Source organism: Pirellulimonas nuda (genome assembly GCF_007750855.1).
In the GTDB taxonomy this organism is placed as follows: Bacteria; Planctomycetota; Planctomycetia; order Pirellulales; family Lacipirellulaceae; genus Pirellulimonas; species Pirellulimonas nuda.
In genome coordinates, this window is record NZ_CP036291.1 from 5,046,789 (window position 1) to 5,063,605 (window position 16,817).

At 65.6% G+C, this 16,817-nt stretch carries 14 protein-coding genes; 3 read left to right on the forward strand and 11 right to left on the reverse strand.

The annotated features are described in order from the left end of the window. Window positions 1-10 precede the first annotated feature (10 nt). Together ligA and Pla175_RS26205 are read left to right on the forward strand one after the other, a co-directional pair. Window positions 11-2,071, forward strand: a complete 2,061-nt coding sequence (ligA, locus tag Pla175_RS19600) for an NAD-dependent DNA ligase LigA (RefSeq protein WP_145289318.1) — start codon at window positions 11-13, stop codon at window positions 2,069-2,071. 98 nt (window positions 2,072-2,169) lie between these two features. Continuing rightward, window positions 2,170-2,970 (forward strand): hypothetical protein, encoded by an 801-nt coding sequence (locus Pla175_RS26205; protein ID WP_197527005.1) that lies wholly within the window; start codon window positions 2,170-2,172, stop codon window positions 2,968-2,970. A gap of 4 nt (window positions 2,971-2,974) precedes the next feature. Here the strand turns inward: Pla175_RS26205 and Pla175_RS19610 are convergent, their stop codons facing one another. From Pla175_RS19610 to hisE, 5 genes are read right to left on the reverse strand one after another with little or no spacing between them, the layout of a single operon-like run. Further along, window positions 2,975-3,457 carry a YfcE family phosphodiesterase gene (locus tag Pla175_RS19610; RefSeq protein WP_145289322.1) on the reverse strand — a complete coding sequence of 161 codons (483 nt, stop codon included), beginning with the start codon at window positions 3,455-3,457 and terminating at the stop codon, window positions 2,975-2,977. A 16-nt stretch (window positions 3,458-3,473) separates the two neighbouring features. Then, window positions 3,474-4,616 (reverse strand): ATP-grasp domain-containing protein, encoded by a 1,143-nt coding sequence (locus Pla175_RS19615; RefSeq protein ID WP_145289327.1) that lies wholly within the window; start codon window positions 4,614-4,616, stop codon window positions 3,474-3,476. Further along, window positions 4,603-4,989, reverse strand: coding sequence for a nucleotide pyrophosphohydrolase (locus Pla175_RS19620; RefSeq protein ID WP_145289331.1), 387 nt, complete (start codon window positions 4,987-4,989; stop codon window positions 4,603-4,605). The genes Pla175_RS19615 and Pla175_RS19620 overlap by 14 nt, the downstream gene beginning before the upstream one ends. 46 nt (window positions 4,990-5,035) lie before the next feature. Further along, a complete protein-coding gene (gene hisG / locus Pla175_RS19625) occupies window positions 5,036-5,902 on the reverse strand; it encodes an ATP phosphoribosyltransferase (RefSeq protein WP_145289337.1) in 867 nt (288 codons plus the stop codon). Then, window positions 5,899-6,270, reverse strand: coding sequence for a phosphoribosyl-ATP diphosphatase (hisE, locus tag Pla175_RS19630; protein ID WP_145289340.1), 372 nt, complete (start codon window positions 6,268-6,270; stop codon window positions 5,899-5,901). Before hisE ends, hisG begins: the two co-directional genes overlap by 4 nt. Before the next feature lie 141 nt (window positions 6,271-6,411). Between hisE and miaA the strand changes: the two genes are divergently transcribed. Next, window positions 6,412-7,356, forward strand: coding sequence for a tRNA (adenosine(37)-N6)-dimethylallyltransferase MiaA (gene miaA / locus Pla175_RS19635; protein WP_145289343.1), 945 nt, complete (start codon window positions 6,412-6,414; stop codon window positions 7,354-7,356). A 7-nt stretch (window positions 7,357-7,363) separates the two neighbouring features. On the opposite strand, the gene Pla175_RS19640 is transcribed toward miaA, so the two are convergent. The 6 genes from Pla175_RS19640 to Pla175_RS19665 form a co-directional block, all read right to left on the reverse strand. Next, window positions 7,364-7,975, reverse strand: a complete 612-nt coding sequence (locus Pla175_RS19640; RefSeq protein ID WP_145289347.1) for a hypothetical protein — start codon at window positions 7,973-7,975, stop codon at window positions 7,364-7,366. Between the two features lie 130 nt (window positions 7,976-8,105). Further along, window positions 8,106-9,110: a polyprenyl synthetase family protein gene (locus Pla175_RS19645; RefSeq protein WP_145289351.1), complete on the reverse strand. Its 1,005-nt coding sequence runs from the start codon at window positions 9,108-9,110 to the stop codon at window positions 8,106-8,108. Window positions 9,111-9,158: 48 nt separating this feature from the next. Continuing rightward, complete coding sequence (gene moaC / locus Pla175_RS19650) at window positions 9,159-9,647, reverse strand: cyclic pyranopterin monophosphate synthase MoaC (protein ID WP_145289355.1); 489 nt, start codon at window positions 9,645-9,647, stop codon at window positions 9,159-9,161. A gap of 340 nt (window positions 9,648-9,987) precedes the next feature. Beyond that, window positions 9,988-10,560, reverse strand: a complete 573-nt coding sequence (locus Pla175_RS19655) for a helix-turn-helix domain-containing protein (protein ID WP_145289358.1) — start codon at window positions 10,558-10,560, stop codon at window positions 9,988-9,990. Between the two features lie 695 nt (window positions 10,561-11,255). Continuing rightward, on the reverse strand, window positions 11,256-14,873 hold the full coding sequence (smc, locus tag Pla175_RS19660; protein ID WP_145289362.1) for a chromosome segregation protein SMC: 3,618 nt from the start codon (window positions 14,871-14,873) through the stop codon (window positions 11,256-11,258). A gap of 54 nt (window positions 14,874-14,927) precedes the next feature. Next, window positions 14,928-16,595 carry a flagellar basal body P-ring protein FlgI gene (locus tag Pla175_RS19665; protein ID WP_197527006.1) on the reverse strand — a complete coding sequence of 556 codons (1,668 nt, stop codon included), beginning with the start codon at window positions 16,593-16,595 and terminating at the stop codon, window positions 14,928-14,930. Window positions 16,596-16,817: the final 222 nt, after the last annotated feature.

A 16,817-nucleotide genomic window follows, 5' to 3' on the forward strand; every position in this document is an offset into this window, starting at 1 on the left:
CTCCCACTGCATGACCGACCCCGAACAAGAAATCGCCGCCCTCCGCACCGAGATCCGCGGGCACGACCGGCTGTACCACGTCGAGGCGGCGCCGGTGCTGACCGACCTGCAGTACGACCGGCTGCTGGAGCGGCTCGGGCGGCTCGAGGCGCTGCACCCGCAGCTCGTCACGCCAGACAGCCCCACGCAGCGGGTGGGCGCGGGGCCGGTCGACAGCATCCACGCCGTCGAGCACACGGTGCCGATGCTGTCGATCGACAACACCTACAGCCAAGAAGAGCTGGCCGAGTACGGCGCTCGGATCACCAAGCTGCTCGGCGACGAGCCGGTCGAGTGGGTGGTGGAGCTGAAGATCGACGGCGTCGCGGTCTCGGTCACCTACGAGCAGGGGGCGCTCACCCGCGCGGCCACGCGTGGCGACGGGCGGACCGGCGACGACGTGACCCACAACCTGCGGGCGGTGCTCGGCGCGCCGCTGCGGCTGGTGGGCGACGACGTGCCGGAGCTGCTGGAGGTGCGCGGCGAGGTGTACATCACCAACCCCGACCTGGTGGCGATCAACCAGCGCCGCTCGGCGGCCGGCGAGGCGCCCTTCGCCAACACCCGCAACCTGACCGCCGGCACGATCAAGACGCTCGACCCGCGGGTTTGTGCGGAGCGCCGCGTGCGGCTCTTCTGCCACGGCGTGGGCGCCCGCGAGGGGCTGCGGGCGGAGACGCACATGGACTTCCTGGCCGACCTGGGCCGCTGGGGGCTGCCGCCGACGCCGATGGTGGAGTGCTTCCCCACGTTCGAGGCGGCTACGGCCCACTGCGAGACGCTGATCGGTCGGCTGCACGAGCTGGACTTTGAGGTCGACGGGCTGGTGCTGAAGGTCAACCGCTTCGACCAACGCGACCGCCTGGGCGCCACCAGCAAGAGCCCGCGGTGGCTCGTCGCCTACAAGTTCGAGAAGTACGAGGCGCTAACCCGCGTGAAGGAGATCGTGGTGCGCGTCGGCAAGAGCGGCGCGGTGACCCCGGCGGCGGAGCTGGAGCCGGTAGAAATCGCCGGGACGACCGTCAGCCGGGTGACGCTGCACAACCCCGAAGAGATCGAGCGGAAGGACGTGCGTGTAGGAGACGTGGTGCTGGTAGAGAAGGCGGGCAAGATCATCCCGCACGTGGTGCGTGTCGAGAAGCACGAGCGCGGCGCGGACTCCGCGCCGTTCGTGTTCCCCACCCACTGCCCAAGCTGCGGCGCGGCGCTGGTGAAAGACGAGGGGGGCGTCTACATCCGCTGCCCCAACCCCAACTGCCCGGCGCAGTTCGCAGAGCGGCTCTACTACTTCGCGAGCCGCAGCGCAATGGACATCGAGGGGCTCGGCGAGAAGCTCGTAGCGCAGCTCATCGGCGCGGGGCTGGTGGCGCGGCTGGGAGACGTCTACCGGCTGACCCGCGAGCAGCTTGTGGAGCTGGAGCGGGTGGGAGAGAAGTCTGCCGAAAACCTGATCGCCGCGATCGAAGGGAGCAAGTCGCGCGGGCTGGCGCGGGTGCTCAACGGGCTGTCGATCCGCCACGTTGGCGCGCGGGTCGCCACGGCCCTGGCGGAGCATTTTGGATCGCTGGAGAAGCTGCGCGAGGCGGACGTCGACACGATCGCCGAGGCGCCCGAGGCGGGGCCGATCATCGCCCAGAGCGTGGTCGACTTCTGCCAGAGCGAGGCGGGCGCCCAAACGCTGGACGACCTGGCGGGGTTGGGGCTCGACCTGACCAGCCCCCTCCGGCCGGCCGACGCGCCGACCGGCACTGGCCCGCTGGCGGGCCCACTGGGAGGATTGACGCTGGTGGTGACCGGCACGCTCGCCCGGCACACCCGCGAGGAGGCCCAAGCCCGGATTGTGGCCGCGGGCGGGAAGGCGACTTCGAGCGTTTCGAAGTCGACCGACTACTTGTTGGCGGGGGAGCGGGCGGGGAGCAAACTGGCAAAAGCCATCAAGCTGGGGGTGCCGGTGCTGACCGAAGAAGAGTTTGAGGCCATGTTTTCTGCTGAATCTGCCCCCGAACCGACGGAAATTCCGCAAGGACCGTGATTTTCACCCCAGCAGCAATTATTCTAAGGGTCGGCTACGAATAGGCCCCCGCCCCGCGGCGGGCGTCCCCCCGTTTCCCCTACTTCACGGCTTCTGCTATGCGAGCTCTCCTGTTCTCTGCCCTGCTAGTTGTGCTGCCCGGACTCGCATCGGCGATCGAACCGGCGCCCGCATCCGCCGGGCGGATCGGGCTGTTCGACGCGATGGAGCAGAACCTGGTCGAGGCCAAGCTGATCGCCAAGAGCGATCACGCGGCCCGCTTGATCCTGGCCAACCGCACGAAGCAGCAGCTCGACCTGCAGATGCCCGATGCATTCGCCGGAGTGCCTGAACAGGTGCTCGCCCAGTTCGGCGGCGGCGGCGGCGGAGTGGGCGGCGGCGGTGGTGGGTTCGGCGGCGGTGGCGGCGGCGGGCAGCAGAGCATCGGAGGGGGCGGCGGCGGCATTGGCGGGGGCGGTGGTGGCGGCTTCGGCGGCGGCGGTGGCGGACAGTTCAGCATCCCGCCGGAGAAGGTGCAGAAGTTCGACCTGGAAGTCGTCTGTCTCAACCACGGCCTGAAGGAACCCTCTAGCAGCAAGCCCTACTACTTGGTGCCGGTCGACAAGGTGGTGGAGCGTCCCGAGGTGGTTGAGCTGCTCAAGGCGCTCGGCCGCGGCGAGCTGCAGCACAACGCGGCGCAGGCCGCCACGTGGGCCATGCAGAACGGGATGTCGTGGGAAGAGCTCGCGTCAAAGCGTCAGGGGACGGTGCGCAGCACCAGCCGCCCCCCGTACTTCACCGCGCAAGAAATGAAGGCCGCCTTTGCATACGCACAAGAGGCCAAGCGACGCGCCGAGGCCCAGCAGGCGCCCAGCGAGAGCTACAGCGAAAGCGGCTACACCTCTGCGTCGGTCGAGTAGCCGATCACAAGCTAATTATTTGAGCGTCCAGCCCGGGTAGCTCAACCAATCCGATCGAGTGGGGGTTGGCGCGGTAGATGGCGCCGGGGTTCACGACCAGCGTCTCGCCGTGCCGATCGATGGCGGCGGTGTGGGTGTGCCCGTAGCAGACGAGCGCGTAGGAATCGGACTGGATGACCTGCCGGAACTTTTGTCGGTCGTGGCTGTGCAAGAGCGCCACCCGCTCGCCTGCCAGGGTGAGGTCCGCGAACTCCTCGCAGCAAACGCCACCCCATCGGGCGATGGCGTCGCGGAGCGGTTGGCGGTCGATGTCGCAGTTTCCGAATACGTAGTAGGGGCGCCAAGCGGCGAGCATCTCGACGATCTCCGGCGAGCCGATGTCGCCGCAGTGAAGCAGAGCGTCGACTCCGAGCGATTCGAGCATCCGCACCGCCTGACGGGTGAGCTGCTCGTGGCCGTGGGTGTCGCTGATAAGGCCGAGTCGCATGGGTTGGTTCGTAGGGTTACCGGGCAGCGGCGAGACGGGTTCGGAGCGCGTGCAGGGTCGATCGCAGGCTCCGCACCGCCGCCCTAGCGTCCCCGACCGCAATCGCGGTGAGAAGGGGGGCGCGAGCGGCGACCCTCGATCCGGGCCGCGGGATGTCCGCCAGGAGCCCCCGCGCGTTCTGTTGCATCGCCCACTGGTGGATTTCATCTGTCCAAACCACGTCCCGCCGAGCGAACACGATGCGTTTCGCGGCAATCGCACTATCGCTGAAGCCAGCAGGCGGAGTTGGCCCGCACAGCGCCGCGTCGAAGGCGCGAGCGTGCAGCCCGACGATGCTCGGCTGACCCGCCAGCTCAAGCACTTCCATCGAGGCCGTGTAGCGAGGATTGACCTCAATGACCCACGCGCGCTCGCCGTCGAGAATCAAGTCAACGCCTACGACTCCTCGCAGGCCAAAATCGTCCGCGAGTGACCGGCCGAGTCGGCGTAGGTCGTCCTGGTAGGCGAGCGCGGTTGCCGGGAACGGCCCGATCGACCCGGCGTAGGCGAACGGCCGCCCCGCCGCGGGCGAACCGACCCATTGCCGCGTCACGCCGAGCAGGCGAGGGCCGTCAGCGTCGATCACGAAGGCCGCGGCCGCGGCGCAGCCGCCGATGCGTTGTTGGAAGAATCGAGCGGATTGTTCGGCTACTCGCGAAGGCTCGCTGGCCGCGAGCGGCCATACGCCAGCGCCAGACGCGCCCCGCCCGGACTTCGACAGCCAGGCGCCGCTACGCGGCAGGCCGACCGGCGAGGTGCGGATTGGTGGCGTCAACACTCCAGCGGAGGCGAGCTTCTCGCTCAAGATCCATGGATCCCGAACAGCAAGGAGAGGATTGCTATGCACGCCCCAGAGCGGATGGAGGCCCGCCATGCGGTCGATCAGTTCTGGGTAGTTTTCCAGAGCGCCCGTGTACATCCAGGCGTCGCAGTCGACCGTGGCGAGCCAGTCGGCAAGCCCTTGTGGGTAGTGTTCGACCCGGGCCGCGGGGGCGTGCTGCACGAGGTCGGCGTCGGCAAACAGGTCGGCCGCCAGCACTTCGAATCCGGCCGCTCGCGCCGACACGGCCGCTGCGCGTACGCTGGCGCCGACAATGGCGATCCGCCTAGCGCCCGGCATCGCCTCGGCCCCAGCGGCCGCGGAACTCGTCCGCTGGGTACTTGAGCACGTTCTTCGCCATCTTGTCGCGGAGCGTTTGACTAAGGTCGAGTCCGAGTTCGTTGGCGAGCGCAAGGCTGTAGGCCACCACGTCCGCCAGTTCCTCGCCCACCGCCGCCAGCTTCTCGGGGTCGCCCGCTACACGGCGGGAGTCGCCGGCCTCGATCCACTGGAAGTGCTCCATCAGCTCGGCCGCCTCGATAGCGATCGACATCGCCACGTTCTTCGGCAGGTGGAACTGCCGCCAGTCTCGCGCTTCGACGAATTCGGCCACCATCCGCCGGAGCTCCGCGACGGTGGTTGTATCGTCGTTCGACGGCTGTTCATTCGGCATTGCTTATCCGCGACATCCGTGTGCCCGTTGTTCAACCGTCGTCCGTCTAGAGCCGGCAGTTGTTGATAGCGGTCTCCAGCACCGCCTCGGCGCCGAGCGCCTCGAGGCGTTCCATGATGTCGATCACCTCTCCCCGCTTAACCATCGCCCGCACGGCGCACCACCCGGCCTTCTCCAGCCGGTTGACCGTCGGCGAGCTGAAGCCGGGGGTGATCTCCTCGGCCGCGGCCAGCTTTGCTTCGGGGACGTTGTACTCCAGTAGTGAGTAGGCCCGGGCGATCACCACCCCTTCCAGGCGGCGGACGATGCGGTCGGCCAGCTCTGATTTGCGTCGCGGGTTCTGGATAACCACCGTCTCGTACTGACCGATCTCGTCGAGGATCCGCAGCTTGTTGGCCGCCAGGGTGCTGCCGGTCTCGACCAAGTCCACAATGGCATCGGCCACGCCGAGCGCGATCATCACCTCGACCGAGCCGGATAGCTCAACTACATGACACGTCACGCCTTGGGCGTTCAGGTAGTTGCGGGTGACGGTCGGGAAGCTTGTGGCTACGCGGTCGCCACTCAAGTCTTTGGGCTGCACCACCGGGCTGTCTTCGGGGACACACACCGCGAGGCGGCAGTGCCCCACGCCCAATGACAGGCGAGTCGTCAACTCGGCGCCTGATTCGGCCACCAGATCACTGCCGGTGATCCCCAGATCGATGGCGCCCTCCGCACAAAGCGTCGGGATGTCGTCGGTGCGGAGGAACGCGGCTTCGACCGGCTGGTCCCCTTCGCCAAACGCCTTGATGCGGGCGAACAGGCTGCGGTCCTGGCGTCGGAAACGCAGCCCGGCTTGGTTCAAGAGCTCGCCGGCTAAGTCGGACAACCTCCCCTTGCTGGGAACGCCGATACGAAAGGGTTGGGTCATCTTACTTCGCCTTCGACTTGTTCGCTGCCGGCTTGGCGTCGCTTGGCCTTCTCGGTTATCCCCGAAACTCCAAACCGCTTTGCCAGTTCTGCCTCAACCTCGGCCAGTTCAACCCCGCGGGCCCTCAGCAGCACCAGCGTGTGGTAGACCAGGTCGCCCGCCTCGTACACAAAGTGACTGCGGCCGGCGTCTCCCGGTTCGCTGGCCGCCTCGACCAACTCCCCCGCCTCCTCGATAACCTTGGCGCCAATCGCATCGACCCCACCGGTGAGCAGCCGCGACGTGTATGATTTCTCGCTCGGCCGCTCGGCGCGCTCGCGGATCGTCGCTTCTAGCGCGTCGAGGGGCCTAGCGGTTTGGTCGGGCAACTTCCGCTCTCTGGTTATGGATTGGGGTACGCGGTTCTCCTGCCCATTATTTCCAGCAACAATGCAGGGGCGGGGGCAGGCCGCAAACAGACCAGTCTAAGTGGGCCCCAGGCCGTTGGCAAACCCGTAGAGGCGGGCGACTTGAACGAGATTACCGCGGAAAACGACCCCACGCGCTGCTGGTACCTAACGGGCGCCACTGCCGTAGGCAAAACAGCGGTAGCGCTCGAGCTAGCCAGCCGCCTGGGCGCCGAAGTGCTTTCGCTCGACTCGATGGCCGTGTACCGAGGGATGGATATTGGCACAGCCAAGCCGAGCCCCGAACAGCAGCGGCAGGTCCCCCACCACCTGATCGACGTGGTCGATCCGTCCGACGACTTTAGCGTCGCACAGTACCGTTCCCTGGCGTTGGCTAAGATCGTCGAGGTCCGCGGGCGCGGCAAAGAGGTGCTGTTCGTTGGCGGAACCCCGCTCTACTTGAAGATCATGCTGCGGGGGATGTTCGACGGCCCGGCGGCCGACCCGGCGCTCCGGGCCGAGATCGAGGCCCAACTGGAGCAGATAGGCACTCCGGCCGCGCACGCCCGGCTGGCCGCGATCGACCCTGTGGCGGCCTCGGCAATCCACCCTAACGACGCCCGACGGATCATCCGCGCCCTGGAGGTGTTCCACGCAACGGGGCAGCCGATTAGCCACCAGCAGTTCGAGTTCGAGGAGGGCGCCCCCGCCGAGCAGCGGCGGGTGTTCGTGCTGCGGCGGGAACGTGCAGACCAACACCGTAGGATCGAAGAACGCGTCGAAGCGATGCTTGCCGCTGGGCTGGTCGAAGAGGCCCGCGGGCTAACAAGCAAGGGCCGCACGCTTGGCCCCACCGCCAGCCAGGCGGTCGGCTACAGAGAGGCGTTCGATTTTATCGCGGGCGCGATCAGCGAGGCAGAGATGACCGCCCGCATCCAGGCCCGCACACGGCGGTTTGCAAAGCGGCAGGGGACGTGGTTTAGGGGCCTAAGTGAGTGCCGGTTTGTCGATGTGGGCGAGACGGATGCGAAGCAGCAGGCAGAACGGATCATGGTGGATGGCGCCTAATCTACTATCAGCCGCTGAAGGCAGAGCCAATCGCCACAGCAACTCCTACTAGAACTAGCGATAGAAGAATCGCTAACAACGCCCAGATGATCTTCGAGGTCTTGTACTTGATATGCGGAGTGGCGGACCGTGCGTGCTGGTACTCTTCGGAAAAAACGAACTTGCCCTTCGCGCTCCCGAGCAGCCAAAGGATGTAGATGTTGATAAGCATTCCAACAGGATTGAATCGGTACAGCGTGACCGCAAGCAGCAGATTGAGCGACGCGAACAGAATCGTGCCAAGCCGGGACCAGGCCTTCAATCGACGAAGTCCCCAACCCAGCGTTCCCGTCACAACAGCAAGCACCGAAAGAATTGTAAAAAGGGTTGCCGCCCCAGTTGCGTTGATCGTTTCCCCTTGTGCAATCGCGAGAACCATTCCGGCGGTCGCGACTAGGAAGAACGCACACGCGATGTAGTAGAGCAGGCCAATTGCGCGAACCGACGCTTCATGAGAGAGGTACCTGCGACGGATGACCTCTTCATCCCCTGAAGAAAAATCGGGGCGAATCGGACCCTCGTCCGCCAATGGCGACGCGTAGGGGTTCTCGTGCTGCGTCGATGAAAAGGGGTTGCTCATGGCGTCGCAAGAGTCTTGGAGATCACCGAGACCTCACGATGCTACTCAATCCTCGCCGCCGGGACCAGCGATTCTCCATAGCTCCTGCGGCTCTTTACTTCTGCGAGAGAGCACACATGAAGCGATCCGCTCACGCCGAGCGGCGGACCGAGAACCGGGCCATCGCCCGCAGCGAATCGACGGCCGGCGAGGGCGGCAGCCCTTCGAGCTCTGCGGCGGCGAGGTCGGCGTATCGCTCGGCTTGCTGCTGGGCGTAGCCAAACGCGCCGACCGACTCTAGGTGCTCAACCACCCTGCGGCGGCTCGCATTGTCGCCCTTCTCCAAGAGACCCAGCAGCGACTGCCGCGGACCGTTCACTAGGCTGTCGCGGGCGTGAATCACCGGCAGCGTGAGCTTGCGTTTGGCCAAATCAGCCCCAACCGTCTTTCCGGCGCCCGCTTCGGTGGCTACGAGATCAAGCAGGTCGTCGGCGATCTGGAACGCCACGCCCAGCGCCATTCCGAACCGGGAAAGCCTGCCGACGGTCGCTTCTTCGGCGCCCGACCACCGCGCGCCCAGCTCGCAGCAGCATGCGCACAACGCGGCGGTCTTCGCTTCAATAATCGCAAAGTAGTCGGCCTCGGAGAGAGCGGTGTCCCCCCCGCTTAGCGTCTGACGCAGTTCCCCCTCACACACCGTGTTTGTCGCCTTTCCGATCGCGCGACACAGGCCGGCGTCGCCTAGGGTGCTCGCGAGGGTAAATGCGTGCGAGAACAAGAAGTCGCCCAGAAGGACGCTGGTCTCGTTCCCCCAGCGGGCGTTGACCGTGTCCTCGTGCCGGCGGAGCGACGCCTCGTCGAGCACATCATCGTGCACCAACGTGGCGGTGTGGATCATCTCCATGACGGTCGCCAGCGTCACGTGCCCCTCGGTCACGCCGCCGGTGGCCTCGCCGGCCAACAGCACAAGGGCGGGCCGCAAGCGTTTGCCCCCAAGCCGAACCCCGTGCTGCAGCACGCGATCGATCATCGGATGCTGGCTAGAGAGCTCGACCCGGAGCCGGTCGTCAACGCGGTCGAGGTGCGGCTGCACATCAGCCAGAAGCGTACGGACCCGGTCACGGGCGTCTGCGAGCGTGGTGGGGGCGAGGCTCATAGGGCTGCGGCGTACCGCGTAAACGAGGGTCGAAAGGGCAACTGAGAATCAATTCGCGGGGGCGGGCCGGCGCCATTCACCCGAGACGCCCCCCGATTTCTCTTCGAGGTTGAGTCGCTCGATTGTCATGCCACGATCGACTCCCTTGAGCATATCGTAAACGGTGAGCGCGGCGACGCTTACCGCAGTAAGCGCTTCCATCTCGACGCCGGTCTTGCTTTCTATCAATGCCACGGAGCGGATCTGTAGCAGGTCGGGAGGCATGAACTCGAAGGATACCTCCACCGACTCTAAGGCCAACGGGTGGCACAGAGGGATGAGGTCGGCCGTTTTCTTGGCCGCCATGATGCCGGCCAATCGGGCTATCTCCAAGACGTCTCCCTTGGACGACTCCCGATCGCGGATCGTTTGGAGGGATTCCGGCAACATCCGCACCAGTCCAGACGCGACCGCCCGCCGACGGGAAACCGGCTTGGCGCCGACATCCACCATCCGCGCGTCGCCGCTGGGTCCGAAATGCGAAAGCTGCTGCCTCACCAAGCGTCTCCGTTTACTAACCCCTGGAATTGTAAGGCCTTGCGGCAGAAAACGGAAACCGCCGAGAAGTGGCGAGGAAAAGCGGGAATATTGGGGTAGCAGCCCCCTGCGGCGAGTGATTTTGCCCACCCGCCGCCCCCTTGCCGCCAGCCGCGTCGGAAACGTCCTGTTGGCGGTTCCCCGTCTCTTCTAGTACCGCTGGAACCACGGAGTCTTAACGGGGCGTCCAAAAACGCCAAAGGCCCCGTCGCTCTGGGAGCGGCGGGGCCTTCGGAAACGGAGCATCGTATGTCATCCGTCGGATCGGGTAGCGGAACCGCTGCCGACGGTCATTCTCGTGCTAGACGAGCTCCTTCTTGGCGCCGATCAGCGTCCGCAGCCGTTCTGCGAGCAGTGCGGCGTCGAAGGGCTTCTTGAAGGTCTCGTTGATGCTGGAGCGGTCGAAGCTCATGCTCGACCCGTCGTCCGGCAGCAACGCGATCAAGATCGTCTCGGTGAAATCGACGTTGCGACGCAGGTTCTGGCAGATCTGCAGCGCCTCGACGTGGCCGATCGAGAAGTCAACAATAATGCAGTCGGGGTGGAAGCTCTCGGACTGGATGCCAGCCTCGAAGCCGCTGGCGGCGGTCGACGTGCGGAACGAGCGTTCCACCGGCAGCTCGCGTTTCAGGTTCTCGATGAGCACCTGATCCTGCGCGACGATGAGCACCTTGGCCATCGCCTCATCTTCTAGGTCGCCCAGCGGCATCCCGTGCTCCTTCAGGAACCGGATCAGGTATTCGCGAGGAATACGCCGGTCCTGTGAACCTGGGATGCGGTAGCCCTTGAGGCGGCCGGAGTCAAACCACTTGCTCACGGTACGTGGCGCCACTTTACAGATCTTGGCGACCTGACCCGTAGTAAAGACCTTCATCGGGATCTCCATTCTATCTTGCTGATTGTCCGCTAATCCCGCCAATCAGTCGAACGGCGGGTTGTTTGCCCCATGCGCACCGAGGAGGCGGTTTGCATCTGGGTCGGGGCGATGCTCCGAAAAAAACTCTCGATCCGGTTTGGGTCAGGTCCTGCTGATCCGCTCCTTCGCTCTAGTCGAATCGGCCGGTAGCGCACGCCGGGATCGGTCTATTCCGCATCCCACAGCGCGAGTCTCGGTCCCCAGCTCTACCCAACCGTTACGTCCGCTACATTCGCACCTGGCGGCTCCCAATCGGGGGAGGGCGCCGGCGCAACACACGGAAACTACGGCTGGGCCAAGGGGAGCGAGGCTCGCACGCCGGAAACCCTGCGCTATCGCGCAGCATCTCCGGAGCTAGCACGCCCGTCCTCAGCGGATGGATCTACAGCAGAGAGCGCTAAACTGCGGTCCGCGCATGCCTGGCGGCAACGCGTGCGCAATCGTCAAACCGCCGGACGGCGGCATAGGCAGGCTCCCCCCTGCAGACGGTTTCGTGCGAATCTAGGCGTAGGATGCGTGGTGCAACCGGCCAAAACGCGCGACCATCCGATACCTAACTTCGTGAAAAAGCGTCGCAGTTCTTTAGCCACGGTTGGTCGCGAAGCACGCAAGCTGAAGAAAAGTGGCCGCAAGCACCTTCGCCGCGGCGCCGCTCATGCAGCAAGGCGTCGCTCGTCGGCACGCGACGGCCGCACATTTCCCTGGTCGTCCACGTCTTCGAAACGCACCGACACCAGTTTCGAAACGCCCGACTGCTGCATCGTCACCCCGTAGAGCGTGTCGGCCACCGTCATTGTCTTCTTCGAGTGGGTGATCACAATAAACTGGGTCCCGGACCGGAACTCTTCGAGGGCGCGCGTCAGGCGCTGAATATTCGCCTCATCGAGCGCCGCATCGACCTCGTCGAGCACGCAGAAAGGACTTGGACGCAACCGAAACAGCGCCAGCAAGAGCGCGAGACAGGTGAGCGTCTTCTCGCCGCCAGACAGCAGACTCAGGCTCCGAAGCTCCTTCCCTGGGGGGCACGCGACGATGTCGACCCCGGGCTCTGCGTTCTTGTCGCTCGACGGATCATCGCCCTCCTCGATCAGCACAATGTCCGCCTCGCCCCCTCCAAAGAGCTTGCGGAAGACGTCGCGGAACTCGCCGCGAGCCGCCTCTACGGTTGCCAGGAAGAGCTGTTGGCTGTCGCGACCGATCTTGCTGCTCACGTTTCGTAGCGACGTGCGCGCCGCGGAAAGGTCGGCGTACTGAGCGGAGAGCCTAGCAAAACGCGACTCTAGCTCATCGAGTTCGTTCAGAGATTCTACGTTAACCATCCCCAACGCCTGGAGTTGCTGCCGAAGGCCCGCCATCTCCTGCTCTAGGGAATCACGATCGATCGGCGGGCCGCTAGCAACCGGCGTCTCCCGGGCAAGCCTTGGCAAGTCGATCTCGTAGTCGTCTCGCATCCGCTTGACCAAGGCCGAGCGTTCTTCTTGGAGTCGCGCAAGCTGGATGTCGCTCCGTGACCTGCGAGCACGGGCCTGCTCAAGATGTTTGCGGATCGTCTCGACCTGCTCATTCATCTTGCGGCGCCGGTCCTGAGCTTCGAGCCGCGTAGCGACCAATCTCTTACGCAGTCTGCCGCGTTGGTCTCGCTGTTGTGTAAGCGTCGCAATCCGGGCGCCGACCGCCAGTGCCTGCAATTCCGTACGCTCTAGCTCTGATTTGGTTCGCTCCAACGCAGCGCCCAGCGTGTTGGAACTACGGGTGCGGTTCGCGGCGTCGTCTCGCGCCCGAGAAGCGACGCCTCGCAATGCGGCCACCGCTTGCAGAGCCGCTGCGAGCCGCTGCCGCGAATGCTCAGCCAGGGTGACGGCGGCGGAAACGCGCAACTGAAGCCGAGACTCGGCAGAGTCCGCCTCGGCCACAAGCCCCTCGGCAACGCCGATTTGTTCGACAAGTTCCTCCAGGCGCCGCTGACGTTCGGCCACCTGTGCTAGCTGCGTACGCTGCTCATTTTCGAGTTGCGCGAGCGCCGCCTCGACGGATTCTCGACGCCGGGCAAGCCCTTCGATCTTGGGGCGATGACTGGCAACGAGTTGCTCTAGCTCTCGAACCCGCCGCACGATGCGTTCGGAGTTCGCCGCCGACTCAACGGCGGCTCTCCGGAGCGCGGTGAGGCGATTCGTCAAGCTGTTCGCCGCGGACTTCGCCGCCGTGACTGCTTCCTCTTCCACCACTGCCAGCGCCTTTAGGCGCTCGACAGTCTGCTCCGGTCCTCCATCTGCCGGAACGGCAGGAGGTGGACCGAGGGTCAAGCTGCCGTCGCTATCGAGGACCTCGGATCGGTGCGTAACAAACACGGCGCCTCGGCCTGCAATCGGCGCCAGCCGCTCGGCGGTCTGCAACGTATCGACATACCACACGTGACCAAGCAGTCGACCGACAAGCCCGGAAAGGCTTGGGTCCGCCGCAGCGAAGCCATCAGCGCGGCCCATTACGCCCGGCTCGTCGGAAAGGTCGATCGTGGCTGACCCCGAGCCGGGCCCGTCTGCCCAGATCAGCGTCGCACGCAGTGCGATTGGACCCAGCGCCGGCAACTGCCGCGGGCTGCCGGGATCCGCCGTCGCTACCCAGTACCTGCTCCGGGGCCCCAATGCTGCATTGAGCATGTCGGCGAGATCAACGTCGGCGACAATTAGCTCGCCCACCGTGCCCAGAACCTCGAACGTCGGCGATGACTGTTCCCCACAATTCTGCAGCGCGGACAACACTGCGGCACGTTCGCTTTCCTCACGGCTGGCCGCCTCGGCTTGGAGTTCCAGCGACCACAATCGCTTGTTTGCTTGCTCTACCAACCCCTGAGTTTCGGAAAGCTGTCGCTCGACGTTCGCGACCGCTTGGGCGTCGGCGCCGGCGACTTGTTCTTCGGTCGCCCGCTGCGCTTGCAGCTCTTGGAGCTCTTGCTCGGCGTGCAGCAGTTCGGCGGACCACCGTTGAAAGTCGGACTCAACGCTGCGAATCGCCAACGAACGCTGTTGCGCTACTTCGGCGTTCTTTGCGGCCTGCAGACGCAAGACTTCGATCTGGTGATCACACTCACGCCGCGACGCGTGCAGGGAGTCGACGTTCTCCTGTAGACGGGTGCGATCTGCGGAAACGTCGGCAAGCTGACGCCGCAACGACGCGAGGCTCGCTTCGGAAGTGTGGGCGACACTTTCCAGCGCCGGCAGTGCGGATTCGCACGCTTCGAGCTGCCCGATCGCATCCCGCGTCGCTTCGTCCAAGGCGGCCGGCGCCTGGCGATGCTCGACGAGTGCGGCGCGTTGAGCGTGCAGCTCGAGCTGCAGCTCACTGAGCCGCACCGTCGCAGCGGCGTGGAGGCCCAGCTCACGGGCCAACCGCTCTGCGACTTCCTGTTGCCCCTCGGCCGCGGCCTGCTCATCGCGATCGACGACCGAGAGCGCCCGGTCGATCTCCGCAAGCGTCTGCTCGGCATGGCTCAGCCGGTTCGAGGCGGCCTGCTCGTCAGTCTGCCCGTCGCCCGAATGCCGCTGGATCTCCGCCAGCCGGTCGGTCGCGGCGCGCCAATCGGCCACGGCGATCTCGCACCGCACCCGCTTTAGCCGGTCGGCGTGATCGCGGTAGCGACGCGCCTTGCCCGCCTGCATGCGGACGCGGCGCAGACGTCCCTCGACCTCGTCCACAATGTCGGAGAGCCGCAGAAGGTTCTGCTCGACGCGTTCGAGGCGACGCGCCGCTTCGTGGCGTTTCCCCCGCAAGCGGCTCACGCCGGCGGCTTCTTCGAACAACGCGCGGCGTTCGGCCGGCGAAGCCTGCAACAGTGCATCGACACGGCCCTGCTCGATGATGCTGTACGACTCGTTGCCGACCCCGGCGCCCGAGAGCATTTCGCGGATGGTGCGCAGCCGGCTCGCCTGGCCGTTGATCAGGTACTCCCCTTCGCCGCTGCGGTAGACGCGGCGGCTGACGCGCACCTCGTCGGCATCGAGGTCGAAGATCCGACCGCGGTTGTCGAGCGTCAGGGTCACCTCGGCAGACCCCAGCGGCCGATGGCCGGAGGCGCCATTGAAGATGACATCCGTCATCCCGTCGCCGCGGAGGGCCTTCGCGCTTTGCGAGCCTAGCACCCAGCGGATCGCGTCAACGACGTTGCTCTTGCCGGAGCCGTTCGGCCCGACCACCATCGTTACGCCGGGCGGAAACTCAAAGCGGCTCTTCTCCGCGAAACTCTTGAACCCGCTAAGTTCCAGTGCCTTGAGCATGACCGCGAAGGGGGGAAGGGCCGCGGCGGGCGCGCCAGGGTTGCCGGAGGCGGACTACCGCCCCGAGAACAGGTCGGGGAGAGGGGTCGCTACTCGGTAAGCGTCTGGTTCTACGGCGTCAACCTCGTCGGCGTCTTCGAGGGCCTCGACGTCGTCGGAGCCGATCTCGGCTTCTCGGTCGTAGGCGCGGCCCGTCTTCGGGAGTGCGTCTACCTCGAGGCGCGACGCCAGGGCGCCGTCGCGTTTGGCCTGCTGTAGGGCCTGTACGACATCCGGATAGGCGCCCCCTAGTTCAACAATCGCCCGAACGACGGCGTCGACCGTCGGCGGCACGACGCGCTTTTGAGGCTCCTCCCCCGCTGCGAACTTCGATACGGTGATCTCCGATCCCTGCATCCCATTGACGAGGATGTGGCGGCCCGCGTCGAGCATCAGTGGTAGTTGCAGCTGCTGCCCGACTCCGAAGAGCACGATCTCCGGGCGGTGGCTCCGGGTCAGGTGAATCACCGGCGGGCCCTCGACGTCGAGCACGTGGTAGGTGAACTGCCCCCCCATGCGCTCGCCGGAGACCAACGGGTCGTTCTCGTTCATCAGCCATAGGGAGCGGAACGCGCCGTAGCGTGTTTCCACGCTGCTCGTTGATAACAACGAACGGAGCCCTTCGTAGGCGAGCACGTTGTCCATCGTGCTCAGCGCGGCCAATGCGTTCACTCGGAAGGCGCGCTGCTCACGGGCGGCGGCCACCAGGGGTTCGACGGCCGAGGTGCGGTCCAGGTAGGCGAGCGCCTCAGCGGAGTAGAACCGCACTTCCGGGTCGCTGCTCTTGGCGCCACGCTCCAGGATCTCAGCCGCTTGATCCGTGCCGATCGCTTCGAGGCGGAGCGAGGCCTTGGAGGCAGTGAGCGGGTCGAGCAGTTGCGATTCGAGGAGCGTAAGCCGATGTTGTAGCTCCGCGGGAGACTCGTCGATCACCACCTCCCGCAGCACCCGCACCATCCGGCTCACGTTCTCTTTGTATCTGTCGTGCACCGCGATCTCAATGAAGGTCTCGTCTTTGGGCGTCGCCACGCCTTCCTTGCGGCCGCCGCGGTAGATGTGCATACGCAGGTTGATGGCCTTGGTGATCTCTAGCAGCATCCGTTTGGAACGATGCTCGTGCCCGATGATCAACCCCAGTGAACGGGATTTCGTGGCTACGGCGCCCCCCAGGATCCGGCCCTGCACCGCTTCGGCCTTGTCTTCCTCGGTCGAGGGGTCGACCAGGATCGGCCCTTCCGCGATCGCCAGCACGTGCCCGGAACGGATGATGCCGTCCAGCGCGGCCAGCTCCGACATGCGGGCCGCCAGCACCCAACCGCTCCGCAGGCTCTTGGTTTCGCTCCGCGCCGGAACGCGGACCTCCACGTCGATGCGGTCCCCTTCCTGGACGCCTGGACGCAGCACGGTACGCAGCAGCACCAAGGAAGTGTCGGGAGAAAGGAGCACCCGGTTGGGGTTCTCCACCTTTTCGCGGCTCATCTCGGTCAGCAGCGCGGCCCGCTGCGAGCTCGGGGCAGGGTCGCTGCCAGAACCATCGAGGCCGGTAGCCAGCGCCACGGCCTCGATCTTCACATAGTCGAGCCCCTGAGGCTGCGTGTAGCGGGCGATGTACCGGGCGTTGTCGGCCCCGGTAGGCTCCGCGATCACCACCGATTCGGGTGAGGAACGTAGCAACGACGTCATGCACCCGGCGCTCAAGGCGAGCGTCGCCAAACCTACTGCGAAGGGTGTGCGGAAAGCGGGCGCTTGGCCGTCCATGAAGTGCGTTCCCGTGGCGCCTATCGGTCGGCGGCCGCGCGGGAGACTCCCCCCGCTAGACGTTGGCGGCGCCGGGCGGGGAGGGTACTAGCTTCTACGTGATGGATCTAGTGCGATTGACGGCTTCCACTGCGCGACGTGCTAGCG